Annotated in this window: 7 protein-coding genes; 5 read left to right on the top strand and 2 right to left on the bottom strand. The window is 36.9% G+C overall.

Annotated elements, in window-relative coordinates; translation table 11 throughout:
* Window positions 1–451: 451 nt before the first annotated feature.
* The gene (locus L1967_RS04500) at window positions 452–1,816 is read right to left on the bottom strand and encodes a pyridoxal phosphate-dependent decarboxylase family protein (RefSeq protein ID WP_249600536.1); all 1,365 of its coding nucleotides are present in this window, start codon (window positions 1,814–1,816) and stop codon (window positions 452–454) included.
* Window position 1,817: 1 nt separating this feature from the next.
* A complete protein-coding gene (gene bshC, locus L1967_RS04495) occupies window positions 1,818–3,434 on the bottom strand; it encodes a bacillithiol biosynthesis cysteine-adding enzyme BshC (protein ID WP_249600528.1) in 1,617 nt (538 codons plus the stop codon).
* A 193-nt stretch (window positions 3,435–3,627) separates the two neighbouring features.
* Here bshC and L1967_RS04490 point away from each other — a divergent pair, with 193 nt between their 5' ends.
* From L1967_RS04490 to L1967_RS04470, 5 genes are all read left to right on the top strand, one after another.
* Window positions 3,628–6,099: a M14 family metallopeptidase gene (locus tag L1967_RS04490; RefSeq protein ID WP_249600527.1), complete on the top strand. Its 2,472-nt coding sequence runs from the start codon at window positions 3,628–3,630 to the stop codon at window positions 6,097–6,099.
* Between the two features lie 122 nt (window positions 6,100–6,221).
* Window positions 6,222–9,038 carry a M16 family metallopeptidase gene (locus L1967_RS04485; RefSeq protein ID WP_249600526.1) on the top strand — a complete coding sequence of 939 codons (2,817 nt, stop codon included), beginning with the start codon at window positions 6,222–6,224 and terminating at the stop codon, window positions 9,036–9,038.
* A 502-nt stretch (window positions 9,039–9,540) separates the two neighbouring features.
* On the top strand, window positions 9,541–13,464 hold the full coding sequence (locus tag L1967_RS04480) for a hybrid sensor histidine kinase/response regulator transcription factor (protein WP_249600525.1): 3,924 nt from the start codon (window positions 9,541–9,543) through the stop codon (window positions 13,462–13,464).
* A gap of 101 nt (window positions 13,465–13,565) precedes the next feature.
* Window positions 13,566–15,947: a glycoside hydrolase family 31 protein gene (locus L1967_RS04475; protein ID WP_249600524.1), complete on the top strand. Its 2,382-nt coding sequence runs from the start codon at window positions 13,566–13,568 to the stop codon at window positions 15,945–15,947.
* A gap of 328 nt (window positions 15,948–16,275) precedes the next feature.
* Window positions 16,276–19,299 (top strand): SusC/RagA family TonB-linked outer membrane protein, encoded by a 3,024-nt coding sequence (locus tag L1967_RS04470; RefSeq protein WP_249600523.1) that lies wholly within the window; start codon window positions 16,276–16,278, stop codon window positions 19,297–19,299.
* The last annotated feature ends 13 nt before the right edge of the window (window positions 19,300–19,312 follow it).

Here is a 19,312-nt window from a genome sequence, read left to right as displayed (position 1 = left end):
GGCTTTGATAGCGGTGGTCAACAAACTTTTAAAGCAGGCCTTTGCTATTGCTACACAAAAAACCTATTACACCGAAAATAACTTAAATTTATCTTGTATATAAACACAGTTCATCTCGACCAACGTGGAGAGATCTTTTTAGGTATAGAAATATAGTGCATAGGAAAGAGAAAGAAGAGATAAGATTCAGGAATCAAGATTAATTTTGAACATTAAATGTTGAATAAGATTTCTAAACTTTTATCTCGGTCGAAAATTGTAAACTCATTTCTACAGTCATCTCGACCGAAGTGGAGAGATCTAAATTCTTCAAAAGATTTATCCATTTCAATACGTTGCAGCTGAAATGACGTTTTATAAAATCAATTGTTTTAAGCAAAAAAGTTCAGGATTCAACTTTAAAATCCTGAACTTTTAAACTTTTTACTTTATAAACTTTTTCAACTAAAACTTATTTCATCGATGCTAAAATCTTATCGATATCGTCTTCACTAGTATCTGGATTGATAAAGCAAAAACGAGCTACTGTTTCTTTCTTCCAGGTTGTTGGGGTTACCAATGCAAAACCAGAATTATGATTCTTATAGGTCCAATCTTTATATTGATCTGGCGTCCAGTCTCTTCTTCTAAACAACACTACAGATAAGCTGGAAGGTCGCACCACCTCCACATATTCAGTTTCTTCTATTTTTTGTTCCGCAATTTTCGCAAGCTCAATACCACGCTCTATCGCCTGCTTATATTTATCGGTACCGTGCATGGCCAAAGAAAACCATAAAGGCATCCCACGAACACGGCGCGTTAACTGTATTTGATAATCTGCCGGGTTAAAGCCCTGCGCGCCTTCATCTTTAAAAATTTCTAAATACGCTCCTTTCTGAGAATGGGCATTTTTAGCGTGCTCTAAGTTCTTATAAATTACCGCTCCACAATCGTAAGGAGAAAACAGCCATTTATGAGGATCGATCGTAATACTATCAGCTCTTTCGATACCATTAAATAAATGCCGAACCGAGTTTGCCGCCAAAGCACCACCGCCATAAGCACAATCTACATGAAACCACACATTTTCCTGCTCGCAAACATCTGCGATAGAATCCAGTTCATCTATAATTCCGGCATTGGTAGTTCCACCGGTGGCTACAACCGCAAATAAGCGCTTTCTATCTTTTTCTTCAAGCTCGTCGATCGCTCGGCGTAGTTCTTCCCCTGTGATTCTTTCATCGTGATTATCGATCATCACCACATCGGCATCAATCACTTTGGCCATGGCCTGTACCGAGCTATGTGCGCCATCTGAAGTTAATAACAATCCGCGTACACTTATGTTATCTGAAGATCTTCTTCGCCATTCTTCCCGTGCTGCCACCATAGCCGAGAGATTTGCTGACGTACCGCCACTGGTAAAAACACCAAAAGCCGTATCTGGTAAACCGGTAAGGGAAACCAACCATTTCATCGCCTGATTTTCACAAAAAATACCGCCGGCACCTTCCATCCAATACGCTCCGTGAATACTGGAAGCCGAGGTTACCAAATCGAACATAATGGCTGCACGGGTTGGTGCTGCGGGGACAAAAGCCAGATGTCTGGGGTGGTCGATAGGCACACAAGCCTTTACCAAAACATCTTTAAAAAGTTTAAAGGCATTCTCCCCACCAATTCCGTTTGGAGTGATAGTTTCCCCTACAATACTTAATAATTCTTCTTCTTTTTTAGGAGCGCCAAGCTCTGGTGTTATATTCGAGATACGGTCTATGGCATATTTCATGACATCGAGGGTCATTTCTACCAGGTCCATATCGATTTTGTGCATTTTATTTTGTTCCAAAAGTGAGAATTTTAAAATGTTGTTCTAAAGGATTTAAATGCTCAAAAAGTGTATCTAAAAGCTGCTGACCGTAAATAGCGTATACTTCAGAAAAATTGTTTTGCCGTTCCTGTAAACTCTTATTAGGGAAAAGTTGATTTTGCAAATCTGCAATTCGGCTTACCTCATCTTTCAACTTTCGTTTTTGCGCTTTCAGCAATCTCTTTTCCAGATGGTCTAAACCTTTTAATTGTTTTACTTCCTGCGCTTTCACCGCACCAAGAAAAGATTTATCGGTTTTTTCAGCTAAATTGTACATCGCCGCAAACTGATGTACCAAATGCTCTTTTTGTTTGCTGAAATCAATATCAATATTCGATATTTTGCGCACTTTTCTATTGATTAATTCGTGCTGTTTTAAGAAAAGTTCTTTATTCGAAATATCTAATTTCTGCCTTTTCTCCCGTTGCTTTTCGGTTTGTAATAAGGCTGAATTCCGTAATAATAGCATCGGAAAAGGCACATTTTCAGCTTCAAAATAATCTTTTAGCTCTAACCAATACGCTAATTCTCCGCCACCACCGATATAGCATAAATTAGGTAAAATTACTTCCTGATAAAGCGGACGCATCATCACATTGGGACTAAAATATTGCGGATGTTCATGCAATTCTGCCAAAATCTCCTCTTTACTCCATTCTATTTGCTTTTCGTGCACATAAAATTTACCCTCTCGCTTTATAATACGCTCACGATAGCCATTATTGAGATAAAACAGGTTGATTTCCCGGGGATTTACCTGAACATTATAGCCAAGATTCGATAATTTTTCAGTCTTTTCTTTAGTATTTTCAAAAGAACGCTGTTCTAGCAATTCATTTTCAGCGTAAGGAATAAATAATTTTTTAAGCTCATGTTGTTGCGCCCCCATAATTACAAGTCCGTAATCCTTAAAAAGTTCATTCGCCAAATAACGCGTGGCTTCAGTTAAATTGGCATGCTTTAAATAGGCGTTTTTAAATAAGGATTTTAGATATTCAGCATCCTTACCACCACCAATTTCTGCCGCAAAAAGTTCGAAAACTTCAGCTAAACCATCCGTAGATAAATAACCTACCGCATCGATTCCTGCTCCTTTTTCTTCAGAATTCCACTGAAATTTCTTTCCGTTTAAATTGAAATAATTGATCTCAGCAAAATCATGATCTTCGGTAGCCATCCAGTAAATTGGCACAAAATCGTACTCGGGATGCTCTTTTTTAAGAATTTTAGTAAGATTTATGACTGAAATGATCTTGTATAAAAAATAAAGCGGCCCGGTAAATAAATTGAGCTGATGTCCCGTTGTGATGGTAAAAGTAGTGTCTTTAGAAAGTGCTTCAATATTAGCTAAAGTCGCTTCAGACACTTCTAAACCTTCGTATTGTTGCTGAAGGCTTTGAACAAGAACCCTTCTATTTTCAGAAGGAAAACTTTGTTGCTTTTCTTTAATTTGAGCTTCGAAATTTCCAATTTCAGGAAAACGATTATAAAATGGTGATAATTCTTCCTTTTTATCCAGATAATCCAAAATGAGTTTGGAAAAATAATTGGTTTCGGAATACGAAATACAATCTATCGGCATACACTTTTTTTGAGATTGCAAAGATACCGAAGATATAACTTTTATACACTAAATTTTAGTTAATTCGCCCGTGTGCTCTATCTTTACTCGATAATCGAGAGTTAAATGCCCCGGTACCCTCACAGGATCGGGGTGGCTCATGGGTTTACCCTCAGGCCATTTACTAAAATTAATTAAACCTCTTACCAATTTTATGAAGAATAAAATACTCTTAATTACCTTTGCGGTCCTTAGCTTTTTAAGCGGAAATGCGCAGCTAAAATCGCCTTCAGAATTTTTAGGGTACGAACTTGGAAGTCAATTTTCAAGACATGCCGATGTGGTAAATTATTTTGAATATATCGCCAAAAATTCTCCTTTAGTGACTTATCACACCTACGGGAAAACCAATGAAAGACGCCCACTTACCTACGCGGTGATTTCTACGGAAGAAAATCTTGGGAACATCGAGGAAATTAGAAAAAATCACCTACGCCAAACCGGAATTTTAGAGGGCACCGCCACAATCGATAAAGCCATCGTCTGGTTAAGTTATAACGTACATGGTAACGAAGCTTCCAGTACAGAAGCTTCGATGAAAACACTTTATCACCTTATTACAGAGAAGCAAGATTGGTTAAAAAACACCATCGTTATTATAGACCCTTGTGTAAACCCAGATGGTCGTGATCGTTATGCCAACTGGTACAATCAGGTGAAACAAACGCCTTTTAACACGTCACAAGATGCCGCAGAACATTACGAACCCTGGCCGAGTGGCCGACCAAACCATTATTTATACGACCTAAACCGTGACTGGGTTTGGGCTACACAGGTAGAAACCCAAAACCGTTTAAAAATCTATAATCAATGGATGCCACATATTCATGTCGATTTCCATGAGCAGGGAATTAATAATCCTTATTACTTTGCTCCGGCAGCCGAGCCGTTTCACGATATCATCACTCCATTTCAGAGAGATTTCCAAACAAGAATTGGTAAAAACAACGCTAAATATTTTGATAAAGAAGGATGGCTATTTTTTACAAAAGAGAGTTTTGATTTGCTTTACCCAAGCTATGGCGACACCTACCCTACCTACATGGGAGCAATTGGGATGACGTATGAGCAGGCTGGGCATGGCCGTAGCGGATTGGGAATTGAAACCGACCAGGGCTACACATTAACTTTAAAAGATCGCATTGACCACCATTTTACTACTGGAATATCTACCGTAGAAATGGCTTCAAAAAATGCGGAAGAACTCTCAGAAGAATTCAGTAATTATTTTAGCGATCTTGATCGAAAATATCAAACTTTTGCGCTGAATGGCAATAAAGATAAAATTGATGATTTAAAAGAATTATTAGATCGCCACGATATTAAATACACTACAGCAAATAAAGGTGAAAGAATTTCTGGATATAGTTTTACTGAAAATAAAGATGGAAATTTAACCACTACAGATAACACCTTACTGGTAAGCACACAGCAGCCAAAAGGCCACATGGTTGAAGTTCTTTTTGAACCTACAACAGCGCTAAACGACTCGGTTACCTACGATATTACGGCCTGGAGTTTACCCTATGCTTATGGTTTGGATGCCGTTGCAAGTAAAAAAGCATATGTTGGAAAAAACACTACGAAAACACCGAATATTAATAATACTGTAAATGCTGAAGGTGCCGGGTATATTGTGCATTGGAATAGCCTTAAGGATGCCGAATTTTTAGCGGCCTTATTAAAACAGGAAGTAAAAGTTAGATTTAGTGAACTTCCTTTTTCTTCAGAAGGGGAAAAATTTAATGCCGGTAGCTTAATTATTACCAAAAGTGACAATAAGAACCTTGAGGATTTCAATGAAATTGTGGTTGAAACCGCAAATAAATTTAAAAGAGAATTAACCGTAGCGAATACCAGTTTTGCAACCAGCGGGCCCGATTTTGGTTCTCCAGATGTAAAATTAATCGGTACTCCTAAAATTGCCGTACTTAGAGGTGAAGGGACTTCTTCGCTAAATTATGGGGAGCTCTGGTATTTCTTTGAGCAGGAATTAAACTATCCGGTAACCGCAATTGGCACAGAATATTTCAATAGAATCGATCTTAGTTCTTACGATGTTTTAATCGTTCCTGAAGGGTTTTACAGCGAAGTTTTAGGCGATGCCGGTGTAAATAAAATTCAGGACTTTGTGCATAGTGGTGGCAAATTAATCACCATTGGCAGAGCGGTTGGTTTCTTTGCCGGTAAAGATGGTTTTAGCATTAAAGAAAATAAAATTGAAACCGATAAAGAGGATACTGATACCCCAAATCTTACTCCGTACAACATGAGAACCAGGGAGAGTATAAAAAACAACAGCCCGGGAAGTATTGTTAAAGCTACAGTTGATAATACACATCCTCTTGCTTTTGGGTACGATGACACATATTTCAGCTTAAAATTAAGCAGTAGCAATTTTGGATTACTGAGCAACGGGTACAATGTTGCTTACATGCAGAAGCCAAAAGTTGTTTCAGGATTTGTTGGTAGCGAAGCTTATAAAACGCTGGAAAACTCGGTGGTATTCGCACAGGAAAATATAGGCAGGGGTAGCGTAATTTATATGGTAGATAATCCATTATTCAGATCGTTCTGGCAAAATGGGAAATTGTTTTTTGCCAACGCTTTATTTATGGTGAAGTAGAGTTCTAGATAATAGAGATGAGATTTAAGATATTAGAGCTTAAAGTCTAACCAAGCTTGCTGAATGCTGAATGCTGAATGCTGAATGCTGAATGCTGAATGCTGAAAATTAAATTGTAAGAAATGAAATTCAAAAAAATAGTTACTTTTTTGTGTTTTTTGACTGTTTTTACAGCAAAAGCGCAGGAAGATAATTCACTAAAAGTAAACTTCGAAAGTTTCACACTGTCTAATGGCCTTACCGTGATCCTGCATACCGATCATTCAGATCCTGTAGTGGCCGTTGCGCTTACCGCGCATGTAGGATCGGCCAGGGAGAAAGAAAACCGTACCGGTTTTGCCCATTTATTCGAGCATTTATTATTTCTGGAATCTGAAAATCTTGGTAAAGGCGGGCTCGATAAAATGAGTGCGAGAATTGGCGGTTCTGGTGCTAATGGTTCTACCAGTCGGGATCGTACCAACTTTTTCCAGACCGTCCCTAAAGATGCACTGGAAAAAATGATCTGGGCAGAAGCCGATAAATTAGGATTCTTTATCAATACCGTAACCGAGCCGGTTTTAGCCAAAGAAAAGCAGGTAGTTAAAAATGAAAAACGCCAAAGTTATGATAACCGTCCTTATGGACATACCATGGTTGTGATCGACAAAAATCTATATCCAAAAGATCATCCCTATAATTGGCAGGTAATTGGCAGTTTAGAAGATTTACAAAATGCTACACTTCAGGATGTAAAAGATTTTTATAATCAATGGTATGTTCCTAATAATGTAATCTTAACAATTGCCGGCGATTTTGATAAAGAACAGGCAAAAAAATGGGTGCACAAATATTTTGATGAAATCCCTTCAGGCAAAGAAATAGAAAGACAGGAAAAGCAGTTGGTTGATCTAAAAGAGACCAAAAAACTTTATTACGAAGATAATTTTGCGCGGCTACCCGAATTAACCATGGCCTGGCCCAGTGTTTATTCTTATCACGAAGATTCGTATGCCCTTTCTATTCTTGCTGAATATTTAAGCAGCGGTAAAAACGCTCCGCTTTACAAAAAGTTAGTAGAAGAAAAAGAACTAACAGGATCGATAGCAATGGATAATTATACCGATGAACTTGCCGGAGAACTTATACTACAGGTTAGAGCTTACGAGGGCAAAGATCTAGATAGTGTAGCTGCGGCCATTAAAGAAACTTTTGCTGAATTTGCCAAAAGCGGAATTTCAGAAAAAGACCTTAAACGCATAAAAGCCGGGCAGGAAACCAATTTTTACAATAGCATTAGCAGCGTACTTGGAAAAGGCTTTCAATTAGCCCAATATCAGATTTTTGCTAACGATCCTAATTTTATTAATAAAGAAATGGATAAGCTCCTGGCGGTAAGTCAAGACGATGTAATGCGCGTGTTTAATATCTATATTAAAGACCAAAATTATGTGGCTACGAGTTTTGTTCCAAAAGGAGAAAAAGCATTAGCACTGGAAAATTCTGAACCTGCAGAAATTGAAGAAGAGGAAATCGTTGAAGATGCTGAAGAGGATTTTAATGCATCCCAACAAGCCGATTACGAAAAAACACCTTCCAACTTCAATAGAAGTTTAGAGCCGCCTTATGCCGCAACACCTCAGCTTACAACTCCTGAAGTTTGGAAAGATTTTATGCCTTCTGGCATGCAGGTGTATGGGATCACCAATAACGAAGTTCCTTTAGTAAAATTTGAATTTCAGATGGATGGCGGATTACTGTTAGAAAACCCAAACAAAACGGGAGTCTCTAATTTACTGGCAAAAATTTTAGGAGAAGGCACTGCGAATAAAACTCCGGAAGAATTAGAAGAAGCCATCGCTTTACTAGGTGCCAATATTAGCATTAATGCGGGCAAAACGCAAATTAGTATTTCTGGCAGTACTTTAGCTAAAAACTTTATAGAAACCATTGCGCTGGTTGAAGAAATCCTCTTGCAACCCCGATGGGACGAAAAAGAATTTAAACTTGCAAAACAACAGGTACTTAGTGAGCTGGAAGAAGAAAAAGCAAACCCAAATGTTATTGCGAATCTCGAATTTCAAAAACTGATTTATGGGGAAAGAAGCATATTATCAAAAAATACGCTTGGAACAAAGTTGAGTGTTGAAACTATTAACCTTCAGGATATAAGAGATTATTACAAAGAGAATTTAACTCCGCAACGCACCAAATTTTTAGTGGTTGGTGCGGTAGACCAACATCAGGCTACCGATGCTTTAAAATCACTTTCTGCCAACTGGCCGGCTAAAAATGTGCAGTTGCCTAAGATTCCTGAGCCTGAGCTTCCACGAAAATCGAAGGTATATTTTTACGATATGCCAGGAGCAAAACAGTCTGTTTTTAGATTCGGATCACCGGCAATGGCCGCGACAAATAAAGATTTTTATCCCGCCGAAGTAATGAATTATCGTCTAGGTGGTGGTAGTTTTGCGTCACAGCTTACGCAGCAATTACGGGAAGGTAAAGGTTATACTTACGGCATTAGATCTGGATTTTTTGGAGATAAATATGTAGGCCCGTTTATGGTTTCTACCGGCGTGAGAACCAATATTACAGACGATGCGGCTAAGCTTGTAAAGGAAATATTGAAGGATTATCCAGAGAGTTTCAATCAGTATGATCTCGATGTTACCAAAAGCTACATGATAAAAAGTAACATGCGTAAGTTTGAAACCTTAGATGCTAAACTAAATATGCTAAGTGAAATTAGTAATTACGACCGTGATTACGATTATATTAAACAACGAGAAGATTTAGTGAATAATCTGGATATTCTCGAAATTCAGGATCTGGCAAAAAAATACATCAATCCCAACAGAATGTATTATCTAATTGTGGGTGATGCCGAAACGCAATTAGACAAATTAGAACAACTGGGCTTTGGAAAACCCATCCTTTTAAATCCTAAACAAGAATAATTTTACCAACATCTTACAACTTATACCCCATTCTTAAATTGATAAGAATGGGGTTTTTATTTAAAACCAGATTATAGGATTAATTTTATATAATAACCCGACTTCGATTTAAAATGATCCCGGAGGCTGAGTGAAATATTTGCAAAAGAATTTATATCGAAGCTTCCATTTTGGCAGCATTTCGATACAATTTTTCCTTGAAAATTCACTCAATGATCCAAAATGATTATAATAATCGAATTCAGGCTAATCGTAAACTCCCTAACGCCAAATCCAGGAGGCATTTGTGCTAAAATCATTTTCATTTCGGGGCATCCTGATCCCTATTTTCGAGTAAAAATAAATGTTCAAATAACATTTGTATATTTAACCTAAACAATTAGATGATTTTATGAATCATAAAATAAAGCGCTTCATAAAAACCGCTATCTATTTTTGATTCCATTTTTGCGCTACAACTTAACAGAACAAATTTAAAGTGCATATTTCTAACCCTACACGAATGTATCTTCTTAGAGACTGGTTTCGCCGGACTTTAAAGGTTTTTATCTTTCTAATTTTTTCTGTTGAATTTTTATACCCACAGTCGTCACAGTATGTTTTTTCAGAAATAAATGCAAGCGACGGTTTATCTGGAAACAGGGTACGCAGCATTGGTCAGTTAAGTGATGGCAGGATGGTGATTGTTACAGAAGGGCTGGTAGACATTTACAATGGCACCTCTTTTACCTATATGCATTATAATGAGGATAAAGATTATGAACTTTCAGATTATTCTGGCTATCACCGTCTTTACATTGGCCCTAACGATGGTATTTGGCTGAAAAATACGCATTCACTTAAGTATATCGACATGAAAAAAGAAAAATTTGTAACCCATGTGGAACAAATTTTTCGGAAAATGGGAGTAACTGAAAAAGTGACCGATTTTTTTATAGATCCCAATAAAGATTTCTGGTATAAAGGAGAAAGTGGAAAGTTGTTTTTTAAACCCAAGGATAAAGAAAAGGCTTCGGTTTTTATTAATAAATTACCCGAAGGTGATCCACTTTACGATCTTACGGTGGCTAAAAACCAGGTTTTTCTATTTTATCGTTCAGGGCAGGTAGAAGCTCACAACCTAACTTCCAAAAAAATTAAGGTTTTTCAAAATTCAATCAAAAATGAACCTTATCACAATACCTTACTGGTCGTTCCAGATAAAGAGTACATCTATCAATTAAGAAATGGTGATAGTTTAGGTATTGCGCACCGCTTGAATATAAAGACCGGAAAATGGGAAATGCTTCTTAAAACAGATCATTTTCTAAATACATTAAGCATCGATTGGAACCGTAATATTTGGATTACCACCCCTAAAGGGATTATGAAAATAGATACGTCCTTATCTAGCAAAAAATCCATAGAAAAGCTAAAACTGGTCAATGGAGAAGTTATTAATTCTGAACTCAGCACAATATTTTTTGATAAGAATAAAGGGATATGGATTGGTACATTAAACAGGGGACTTTTATATTATCACCGTGACCGATTTAAATTTAGAAATATTGGGCATCAATTCTTTCCTTTTGCTTCAGAAAAAGATATTGTTATAAACGGTTTTTCTCAATTTAAAAATAACGTTTTAGTAGCTACCGATAACGGACTTTTTTCATACGACCCAAAAATCATGAAAATAGAACGGTTTTCTGGATTTCCAACAGAGATAAAATGCCGGTTTATTTTTACTGAAGGGGATAATTGTTGGATGGGTACTACCAATGGGCTTTATGTGGCTAATGAGCATACTTTCAAAAAATTAAAAACCCCTTTCTTACAAGCTTACCAGTATATCCTCACTCCAGATCATCAATATTTATTAGCCACCAACCTGGGGTTGTTTTTATTAAATCCTAAAAACAATTCAATAGAACCGGTAACAGAAAAATTAGCCCCCATTTTTGATATTTCCAGGATTGATTCTAATCATTATGCCGGGGTTTCTAGAGAAGGCTTATTTATTTTCAATCTTAAAGAAAATAGCATCCAAACAGCCAAAACCAACCCTGAAATTCGTTTTTTTCGCCAAAATAACCAAAAAATAAACGATTTGTATACCGATAATCGTGGGTGGATTTGGACGGCTACGCAGGATGGATTAAGCGTTTGGAAACCAAAACAAAATAAGCTTAAACATTTTTATGCCAAAGATGGATTGGTAAATAACAGTATCCAATCGATCATAGAAGACGATAAACGGCAAATTTGGGTAGCCACTTCCAACGGGCTGTCTTGTGTTCATATTGATGATGAAGAAAAAAATCCTGCCTTCTTTTTTACAAATTATAACCAATATGACGGTGTTGTAGATTTTGAATTTGTAGAAAAATCGGTATTAAAAATGGAAAATGGTCATTTGTTATGGGGTGGGTTGGATGGCTTTAACATTTTTGATCCTGCAAAAAACCGCTTAGAAAAAACAAAATTAGCAAAACCGGTTTTCACCCAATTAGATTTATTTGGAAAACCCGTATCGCCCGGGCAGGAGTTTGATGGAAAAACCATTTTAGACCAAGCCATACAGTATACTTCAGGAATCACTCTTAAGCACAAACAAAATTTCTTCTCGTTAAGTTTTTCAGGATTAAATTACACCAATGTATCCAAAACAAAATATAAATATCAACTTGAAGGGATCGACGAAAACTGGCAGGAAATAGCTCCAGATAAAGGATTAGGGAAAGCTTCCTATACCGGTTTAAGCCCTGGTAATTATATTTTAAAAGTAGTCTCTTCTTCTAACGGAACATTATGGAGTGATGTGGCTCTACTACATATTCACATTTTACCCCCATGGTGGAAAACCTGGCCGGCCTATGTAAGCTACTTCTTATTGATTTTGTTGATCATTTATTTAAGCTTCAGCTTACTCTTAAAATTTCAGAAGGAAAAATTAAAAACAAAACAATCGGAAGAATTACGGGCTTTAAAAGATCAGTTTTTCACCAATGTAAGTCATGAACTAAAAACGCCACTTAGTCTCATCATCACACCTTTAACTTCGATTTTAAAAACCGAAAATGGCACAAACCGTTCTAAATTGGTAAAAATTCATCAAAGTGCTACTGAACTATTGCAATTGGTAAATCAATTACTGGATGTTCGCAAAATTGAAACCACAGGAAAGTTATCTATAAATTCTGACTGTTGCCAGCTTCACCAGCTTTTAAAAAATACCACGCAGCCTTTTAAAGAATTAGCACGGCATAAAGGATTAAATTTCAAAAGAGAAATCCCTAAAGAAGAAACTTTAATTTTTATAGATAATGATAAGTTTAAAAAAATAGTAAGCAACCTGTTATCGAATGCATTTAAATTTACACCGCAAGATGGAAAGGTAACTTTTACCGCCAAATTAGATGGAGATATCCTTAAAATAAAGGTTATAGATAATGGGAAAGGGATTGCAAAAGAAGAAATACCAAAAATCTTTGACCGCTATTATCGATCTGCTCCTGAAAGCGAAAATACCGGAACCGGTATTGGCCTGCATCTAGTAAAAACTTATATCGAATTATTACGGGGAACTATAGAGCTCGCCAGTACGCCCGGTAAAGGAAGTACGTTTGCCCTAAGTATCCCCATCAAGATAAATATTCCTGAACCACCTAAATTCCCGACTTCTTATAAAAATGTGGAGGAACGTTTTTCTATCCTCATTGTGGAAGATCATCCAGATTTTCAGGATTTCTTATTTACTGAACTTCAGGAGGATTTTAATATCTATACCGCAAAAAACGGATTAGAAGGTTTAGAACTGGTGAAAAAACACCATCCCGACCTTGTTATTAGCGATATTATGATGCCCGTAATGTCTGGAATAACATTATGCCATACCATTAAAAATGATATTGAAATCTCACATATTCCGGTTATTTTGCTTAGTGCCAGATCTTCCGAAGAGTCTAAACTAAAAGGTTTTGAAGCGAAGGCCGATGCCTACATTGGCAAACCCTTTAACCTGGAAATCCTGAAACAACGAATTCAAAATCTGGTACAGGAACAACAATCCCGAAAAGAAGTTTTTAAAAATTCGCCTAAAATCAAGCCCGACGAAATAACGATAGGAAAAACGGATAGCCTATTCATGGAAAAAGCGCTTCAGCAGGTTCATAAAAATATGGAGAACTCCGCATATTCTGTTCAGCAATTAAGTAGTGATCTAAATATGGACCGTACCGGCCTTTTCAGAAAAATAAAAGCCATTACTGGCTTATCTCCTACTGCCTTTATCCGCTCTATAAAATTAAAACATGCCCGCCAACTGTTGGAAGAAGGAAAATCGGTTTCTGAAGTCTCTGTTAAAGTAGGTTTTTCAAGTCTTAGTTATTTTGGGAAATGTTTTCAGCAAGAATATGGGAAAAAACCTTCAGATTATAAAAACTGAGAAAATATACCTAAAATTCAACCAATATGATAATTGTTGCAACATTTGCACTACCCATTTTAAGCATTTACAAATAAATTTGAGTCATAAAATTATTCTAAATGACTCATATTAAATACTTTTTAATGGGAATAGCATGTATTGCTTTCACCTGTACTTCCCTTGCTGTTAACAATGATCCTAATTACGAAAAAACCGAATTAGGTATAAAATTAAGCCTAAAAAACGCTAATATCGAGATTCAGTTTTATACCCCTTCTATGGTTAGGGTTATTAAAACACCTAAGAATTCTTCTTTTAAGAAGGAAAGTCTTTCTGTTGTTTTAAAACCTAAAAAAACACCATTTAAAATTGAAGAGGAAAAGAATGAACTCACTTTAAAAAGTGAACGCCTGGAAATTGCTATTAATACCCAGACAGGGAATATAAGTTATACTTTACCCGATGATTCACTTCTTTTAAAAGAGCAAACGGGCAGTCCCCTATTTACTCCGTTTAAAGATGTAGATCAGGACACTTATACAGTAAGCCAAAGCTTTAGTTTAGACCCTAAGGAAACTATTTATGGTCTTGGAATCCTACAAAATGGTAAAATGTCTCAACGCGACCTGGAAGTTAAAATGATCCAGGCCAACCGCGAAGATTATATTCCTTTTTTCCAATCGGTTAAAGGCTATGGCCTATTTTGGGATAATTACTCTCCTACCACCTTTAGCGACAATACCAATGCTACTTCTTTTACATCTGAAGTTGGCGATGGTATAGACTATTATTTTATGTACGGCGGAAATGCCGATGGTGTAATCGCCAACATGCGCCAACTAACAGGTCAGGCTCCTATGTTCCCGCTATGGACTTATGGATACTGGCAAAGTAAAGAGCGCTATAAAAGTCAGGAAGAAACCGTTGGTGTAGTTAAAAAATATCGTGATTTGGGAGTGCCATTAGATGGTATTATTCAGGATTGGCAATATTGGGGAGATAATTACCATTGGAATGCCATGGAATTTTTAAATGAGGAATTCCCCAATCCGCAAAAAATGGTAGACGATATACATGCATTAAATGCACATATTATCATTTCTATATGGGCTTCCTTTGGTCCAAAAACCCAACCTTATAAAGAATTGGAAGCAGGAAACATGCTATTTAACTTTACTACCTGGCCACAGTCAGGTAAAAGTGACTGGCCACCAAATATGGATTATCCTTCGGGCGTAAGGGTTTATGATCCTTATAATCCAAAAGCTCGTGACATCTATTGGAAATACCTTAATAAAGGTTTATTCTCCTTAGGCATAGATGGCTGGTGGATGGACTCTACAGAACCAGATCATTTAGATATAAAACCTGAAGATTTTGACGAAAAGACCTATTTAGGCTCTTTTAGAAAAGTGCGCAATGCTTTTCCTTTAATGACGGTAGGCGGTGTGTACAAACACATGCGCGAAACTACCTCAGATAAGCGGGTATTTATTTTAACACGTTCCGCGTTTGCTGGCCAGCAACGCTATGCTGCCAATACCTGGTCTGGTGACACCGAAGCTTCCTGGAAAACACTAAAAGACCAGATATCCTCAGGATTAAACTTTTCACTTACCGGCATCCCGTACTGGAATAGTGATATTGGAGGTTTCTTTATATGGGAGTTTAAAGACAAATTAGATGATCCAGAATATAGGGAACTCTACGCTAGATGGCTTCAGTTTGCAACCTTTACCCCAATGATGCGATCTCACGGAGCCGATGCGCCACGCGAAATTTATCAATTTGGTAAAAAAGGAGAACCCGTTTATGATGCTCTTGAAAAATATATTGATTTACGCTACAGTTTACTTCCGTATATCTATTCTGAAGCCTGGCAGATTACAAATCGGCAATCGAGCTTAATGCGCGCTTTGGTAATGGATTTCCCTAAAGATGAAAAGGTATTAGATCTTAATGATCAATATATGTTTGGACATTCCTTTTTAGTAGCTCCCGTTTGCAAATCGATGTATACTGAAGATAAAAAAGAAAACTTTCAAAAAGAGGGCTATCGAAAAGTGTATCTACCAAAAGGAACTGAATGGTTTGACTACTGGACCGGAGAGCGTTTTTCTGGCGGACAAACAATCAATAAAAAAGCTCCTATAGATGTTCTTCCTTTATATATAAAAGCAGGAAGCATCGTTCCCGTAGGCCCCAAAGTTGATTATGCTGAAGAAAAAGACTGGTCTAATCTACAAATAAATATATATCCCGGTACTGATGCTGAGTTTACTTTATATGAGGATGAAAACGATAATTATAATTATGAAAATGGAGCCTATAGCGAAATAAAATTTATTTGGAACAATGACAAACAGGAGTTAACGATCAAAAATCGTAAAGGAAATTTTGACGGGATGCTGAAGGAAAGATCATTTCAACTACATATAGAAACAACTAAAACCACAAAACAAATCACTTATAAAGGTGAAAAGATGGTAATCGCATTTTAAATCATAAAAAAAATACACTTAAAAATATCCCCTCTACTTTAAGTTAAAATTTATAACCCGATCCGGCTTTGCTTTCCTATTTAAAATTAGGAAGTGACAAAGCTGGGGTTATGATAAGTTTTTAAAATGATGGCTTAGCGCTTAAATTTTAAAAAACCAAATAAGCTACCAAATACTTATTAATGTCTCTTGGCAGGACATCTTACCTACGATTAAAAAAAAGCATGAAAAACGAAAAGGTTTTCGCTTAAATCATTAACATAATGATATGATTAAGACCAAAACTTTAAAGATTAACCAATAAACTATTAATTTAAATCATTTTTTTATGTGTAAATTTTATTTTTTTGCTCATTACGCCATTTCAAGGTACACTCTCGCCTTGCTTGCCGTAATGCTTGTATTTTCAAATTATGACGCCCAGGCGAATATTGCAGAGATCGCAGGTCATAATTTTCAAGAGCCAATAACCGGTACAGTAACCTCTAAAGAAGATGGTATGCCTTTAGCCGGTGCTAATATTATAGTAAAGGGTACACAAACAGCAACGTCTACAGATTTTGACGGAAACTATACTTTGGACGCGCCAGAAGGAGCTGTTTTGGTAGTAACCTATGTAGGCTTTGCTACTCAGGAAATTACGGTAGGAAACGATAGGGTAGTGAATATTTCCCTGGAAGAAGACACCAATGCCCTGGAAGAAATCGTACTCATAGGCTATGGAAAACAAAAAGCAGGAGATGTGACTAGTGCTGTAGCCAATGTGAAAGCCGAAAATTTTAACAAAGGCCAACTTACTGATGCCGGACAGTTAATACAGGGAAAAGTTGCGGGATTGGCAGTTACCAATGCAAATGGCGATCCTACCGCAACAAGCTCTATAAAATTAAGAGGAAATAATACCCTATCTGGTGCCTATTCGGATCCGCTGGTACTTATCGATGGTATTCCCGGGGCGTTAAATACCGTTGCACCAGAAGATATTGAAACTATTGATGTTTTAAAAGATGGATCTGCCGCTGCAATTTATGGGGTAAGGGGAACTAACGGTGTTGTTTTAATTACCACCAAAAAGGCAAAAGGTGCCAAGATAAATACGGTAGAATATTCGGGATATGTAAGTACGGCAAAGATCGCCAGAAAACTGGATTTCTTAAGTGCAGAACAGTTTAGGGAATTATACCCGAAATCTGATTTAGGCGCCAATACCGACTGGTTAGACGAAATTACCAGAACTCCTATAACGCATGTTCATAATGTTACGCTTAGAGGAGGCAGTTCACAAACCAATTATATTGCAAACATTAATTATAACTCGCAAGAAGGTGTATTCTTAAAGTCCAACAATCAAACCTTTAGAGGACGTTTAGAAGTAAACCATAAGATGTTTGACGATAAACTCCACCTTCGCTTTTCTTTATTGGGAAGGGAAAATAAATATACTTCTACCGGAGCTGGAGGTAGCTTTAGATCTTGGATCTACTACCAGGCTATGCGTTATAATCCTACAGCCCCCATTAAAAATGAAGACGGCAGCTGGTACCAGAACATAAGTAAATTGGGATATGAAAATCCGCTTTCCCTAATTAAAGAATCCGATGGAAATGTAAAAACCTCTGAAATGAGGTACGTTGGGACCATTACCTATAATCCTATAGAAGCACTCACAATAAACGGGAATTTCTCTTTAAGAAGAGAACCAAGTACTAACGGTTATTCTGAAACTTTAAATCATGTTTCAAATATCAGGGATGGTTTTGCAGGTTATTCTACTATAGGGGGCTATACCGATACCGATAGGCAAATGGAATTAACAGCAACCTATAACAAGGATCTTGAAGATCATGAATTCTCGGTTCTTTTAGGATATAGTTATTTAAGTAATGAAAGAGAAAAGTTTGATATGAATAATTATGGTTTCCAGGACGATTATTTTGGAGGATGGCATAATATAGGGGTAGGAAATGCCCTTCAGGAAGGTTTTGCAGGAATGGGATCTGAAAAATTTAAAAAGAATCTGATTAGTTTCTTTTCTCGTGCCACCTATTCGTATAAAGACAAATACCTACTTATGGCCAGTATTCGGCACGAAGGAGCCAGCCAGCTCTGGGGAACTAATAATGCGTGGGGAACGTTCCCGGCAGCTTCTATTGGTTGGAAAATCACCAATGAAGATTTTATGAGTAGCCAAAATATTTTTAGCGAAATTAAATTGAGAGCAGGATATGGGGTTACCGGTTCACAACCTGCCGATTCTTTTTTAGGGATTGCAATGCTTAAATATGGTGATTATGCCTATGTAAATGGTCAATGGCTAAGAACTATTGTGCCCGCCTCTAACCCCAATCCCGATTTAAAATGGGAAGAAAAAAGAGAAACCAACCTTGGGATAGACTTTTCTCTTACCAATGGCCGGCTTTCTGGTTCTATAGATGCGTACAAACGAAATGTTGTAGGACTTTTATATTCTTATAATGTTCCTATGCCTCCATACCTCTATCCAACAATTATGGCCAACGGAGGAAATATGGTGAATCGCGGAATTGAAGTTTTGATTAATGCAACACCCATAAGAACTGAAGATTTTAGTTGGAACAGTACTATTACCTATTCTACCAATGATAATAAATTAAAAAGCTTAAATGGAAGTGTATTTAAAACCGATTACGATTATTTCGATGCCGGAGATGTGTATTACGAAGGACAAACCACAAGATCACATCGCGTTCAGGTAGGAAATCCTATTGGAAATTTTTATGGATTTAAAGTCACAGATGTAGACCAGGATGGAAAATGGATATATGAAGATGCCAATGGTGATAAAGTAGCTTATGACGATTTTAGCCATGCTCCAGAAGACCGTCATTATATAGGGAACGGTATTCCTAAATGGTATGCCGGTTTTAATAACACTCTTCGTTATAAAAAACTGGATTTAACGGTTAATATGAGAGGTGCCTTTAATTTCCAGATTATAAACGAGGCTAGAATGAATTTTGAAGGTACTCAAAATGGATATAGAGACAACCGTCTTACTTCAGTTAATGATAAAGTATTCGGAAAAACAACACTTAGCCCGGAAGTACAGGCAGAATATAACAGTTATTATGTGGAAGACGGGGATTATTGGAAAATCGATAATATCGCCTTAGGATATACGATTGATAAGTTTAATACTGAAATTATTAATTCCTTAAGGGTATATGGATCAGTAAATAATGCATTTACCATAACCGGATATAATGGTATCGATCCAGAAGTAAATACTTCAGGATTAAATCCAGGGATAGACCGCAGGGAAAAATTCCCTACCGTAACCACCTTTACTTTAGGTCTTAGTGCCAGATTTTAACTTTAAAAAGCAA

Origin of the sequence: Zunongwangia pacifica (assembly GCF_023499215.1) — a bacterium.
GTDB lineage: Bacteria > Bacteroidota > Bacteroidia > Flavobacteriales > Flavobacteriaceae > Zunongwangia > Zunongwangia pacifica.
The sequence above is the reverse complement of the archived record's forward strand: the minus strand, read 5'-3'. Positions and strand labels throughout refer to the sequence as shown.

What these genes read in the sequence shown, in the direction of transcription:
- L1967_RS04475 (WP_249600524.1), top strand. Translation starts at nt 13,566, where the DNA reads ATGACTCATATTAAATACTTTTTAATGGGAATAGCATGTATTGCTTTC.
- L1967_RS04485 (WP_249600526.1), top strand. Translation starts at nt 6,222, where the DNA reads ATGAAATTCAAAAAAATAGTTACTTTTTTGTGTTTTTTGACTGTTTTT.
- L1967_RS04480 (WP_249600525.1), top strand. Translation starts at nt 9,541, where the DNA reads ATGTATCTTCTTAGAGACTGGTTTCGCCGGACTTTAAAGGTTTTTATC.
- L1967_RS04490 (WP_249600527.1), top strand. Translation starts at nt 3,628, where the DNA reads ATGAAGAATAAAATACTCTTAATTACCTTTGCGGTCCTTAGCTTTTTA.
- L1967_RS04500 (WP_249600536.1), bottom strand. Translation starts at nt 1,816, where the DNA reads ATGCACAAAATCGATATGGACCTGGTAGAAATGACCCTCGATGTCATG.
- L1967_RS04470 (WP_249600523.1), top strand. Translation starts at nt 16,276, where the DNA reads ATGTGTAAATTTTATTTTTTTGCTCATTACGCCATTTCAAGGTACACT.
- bshC (WP_249600528.1), bottom strand. Translation starts at nt 3,434, where the DNA reads ATGCCGATAGATTGTATTTCGTATTCCGAAACCAATTATTTTTCCAAA.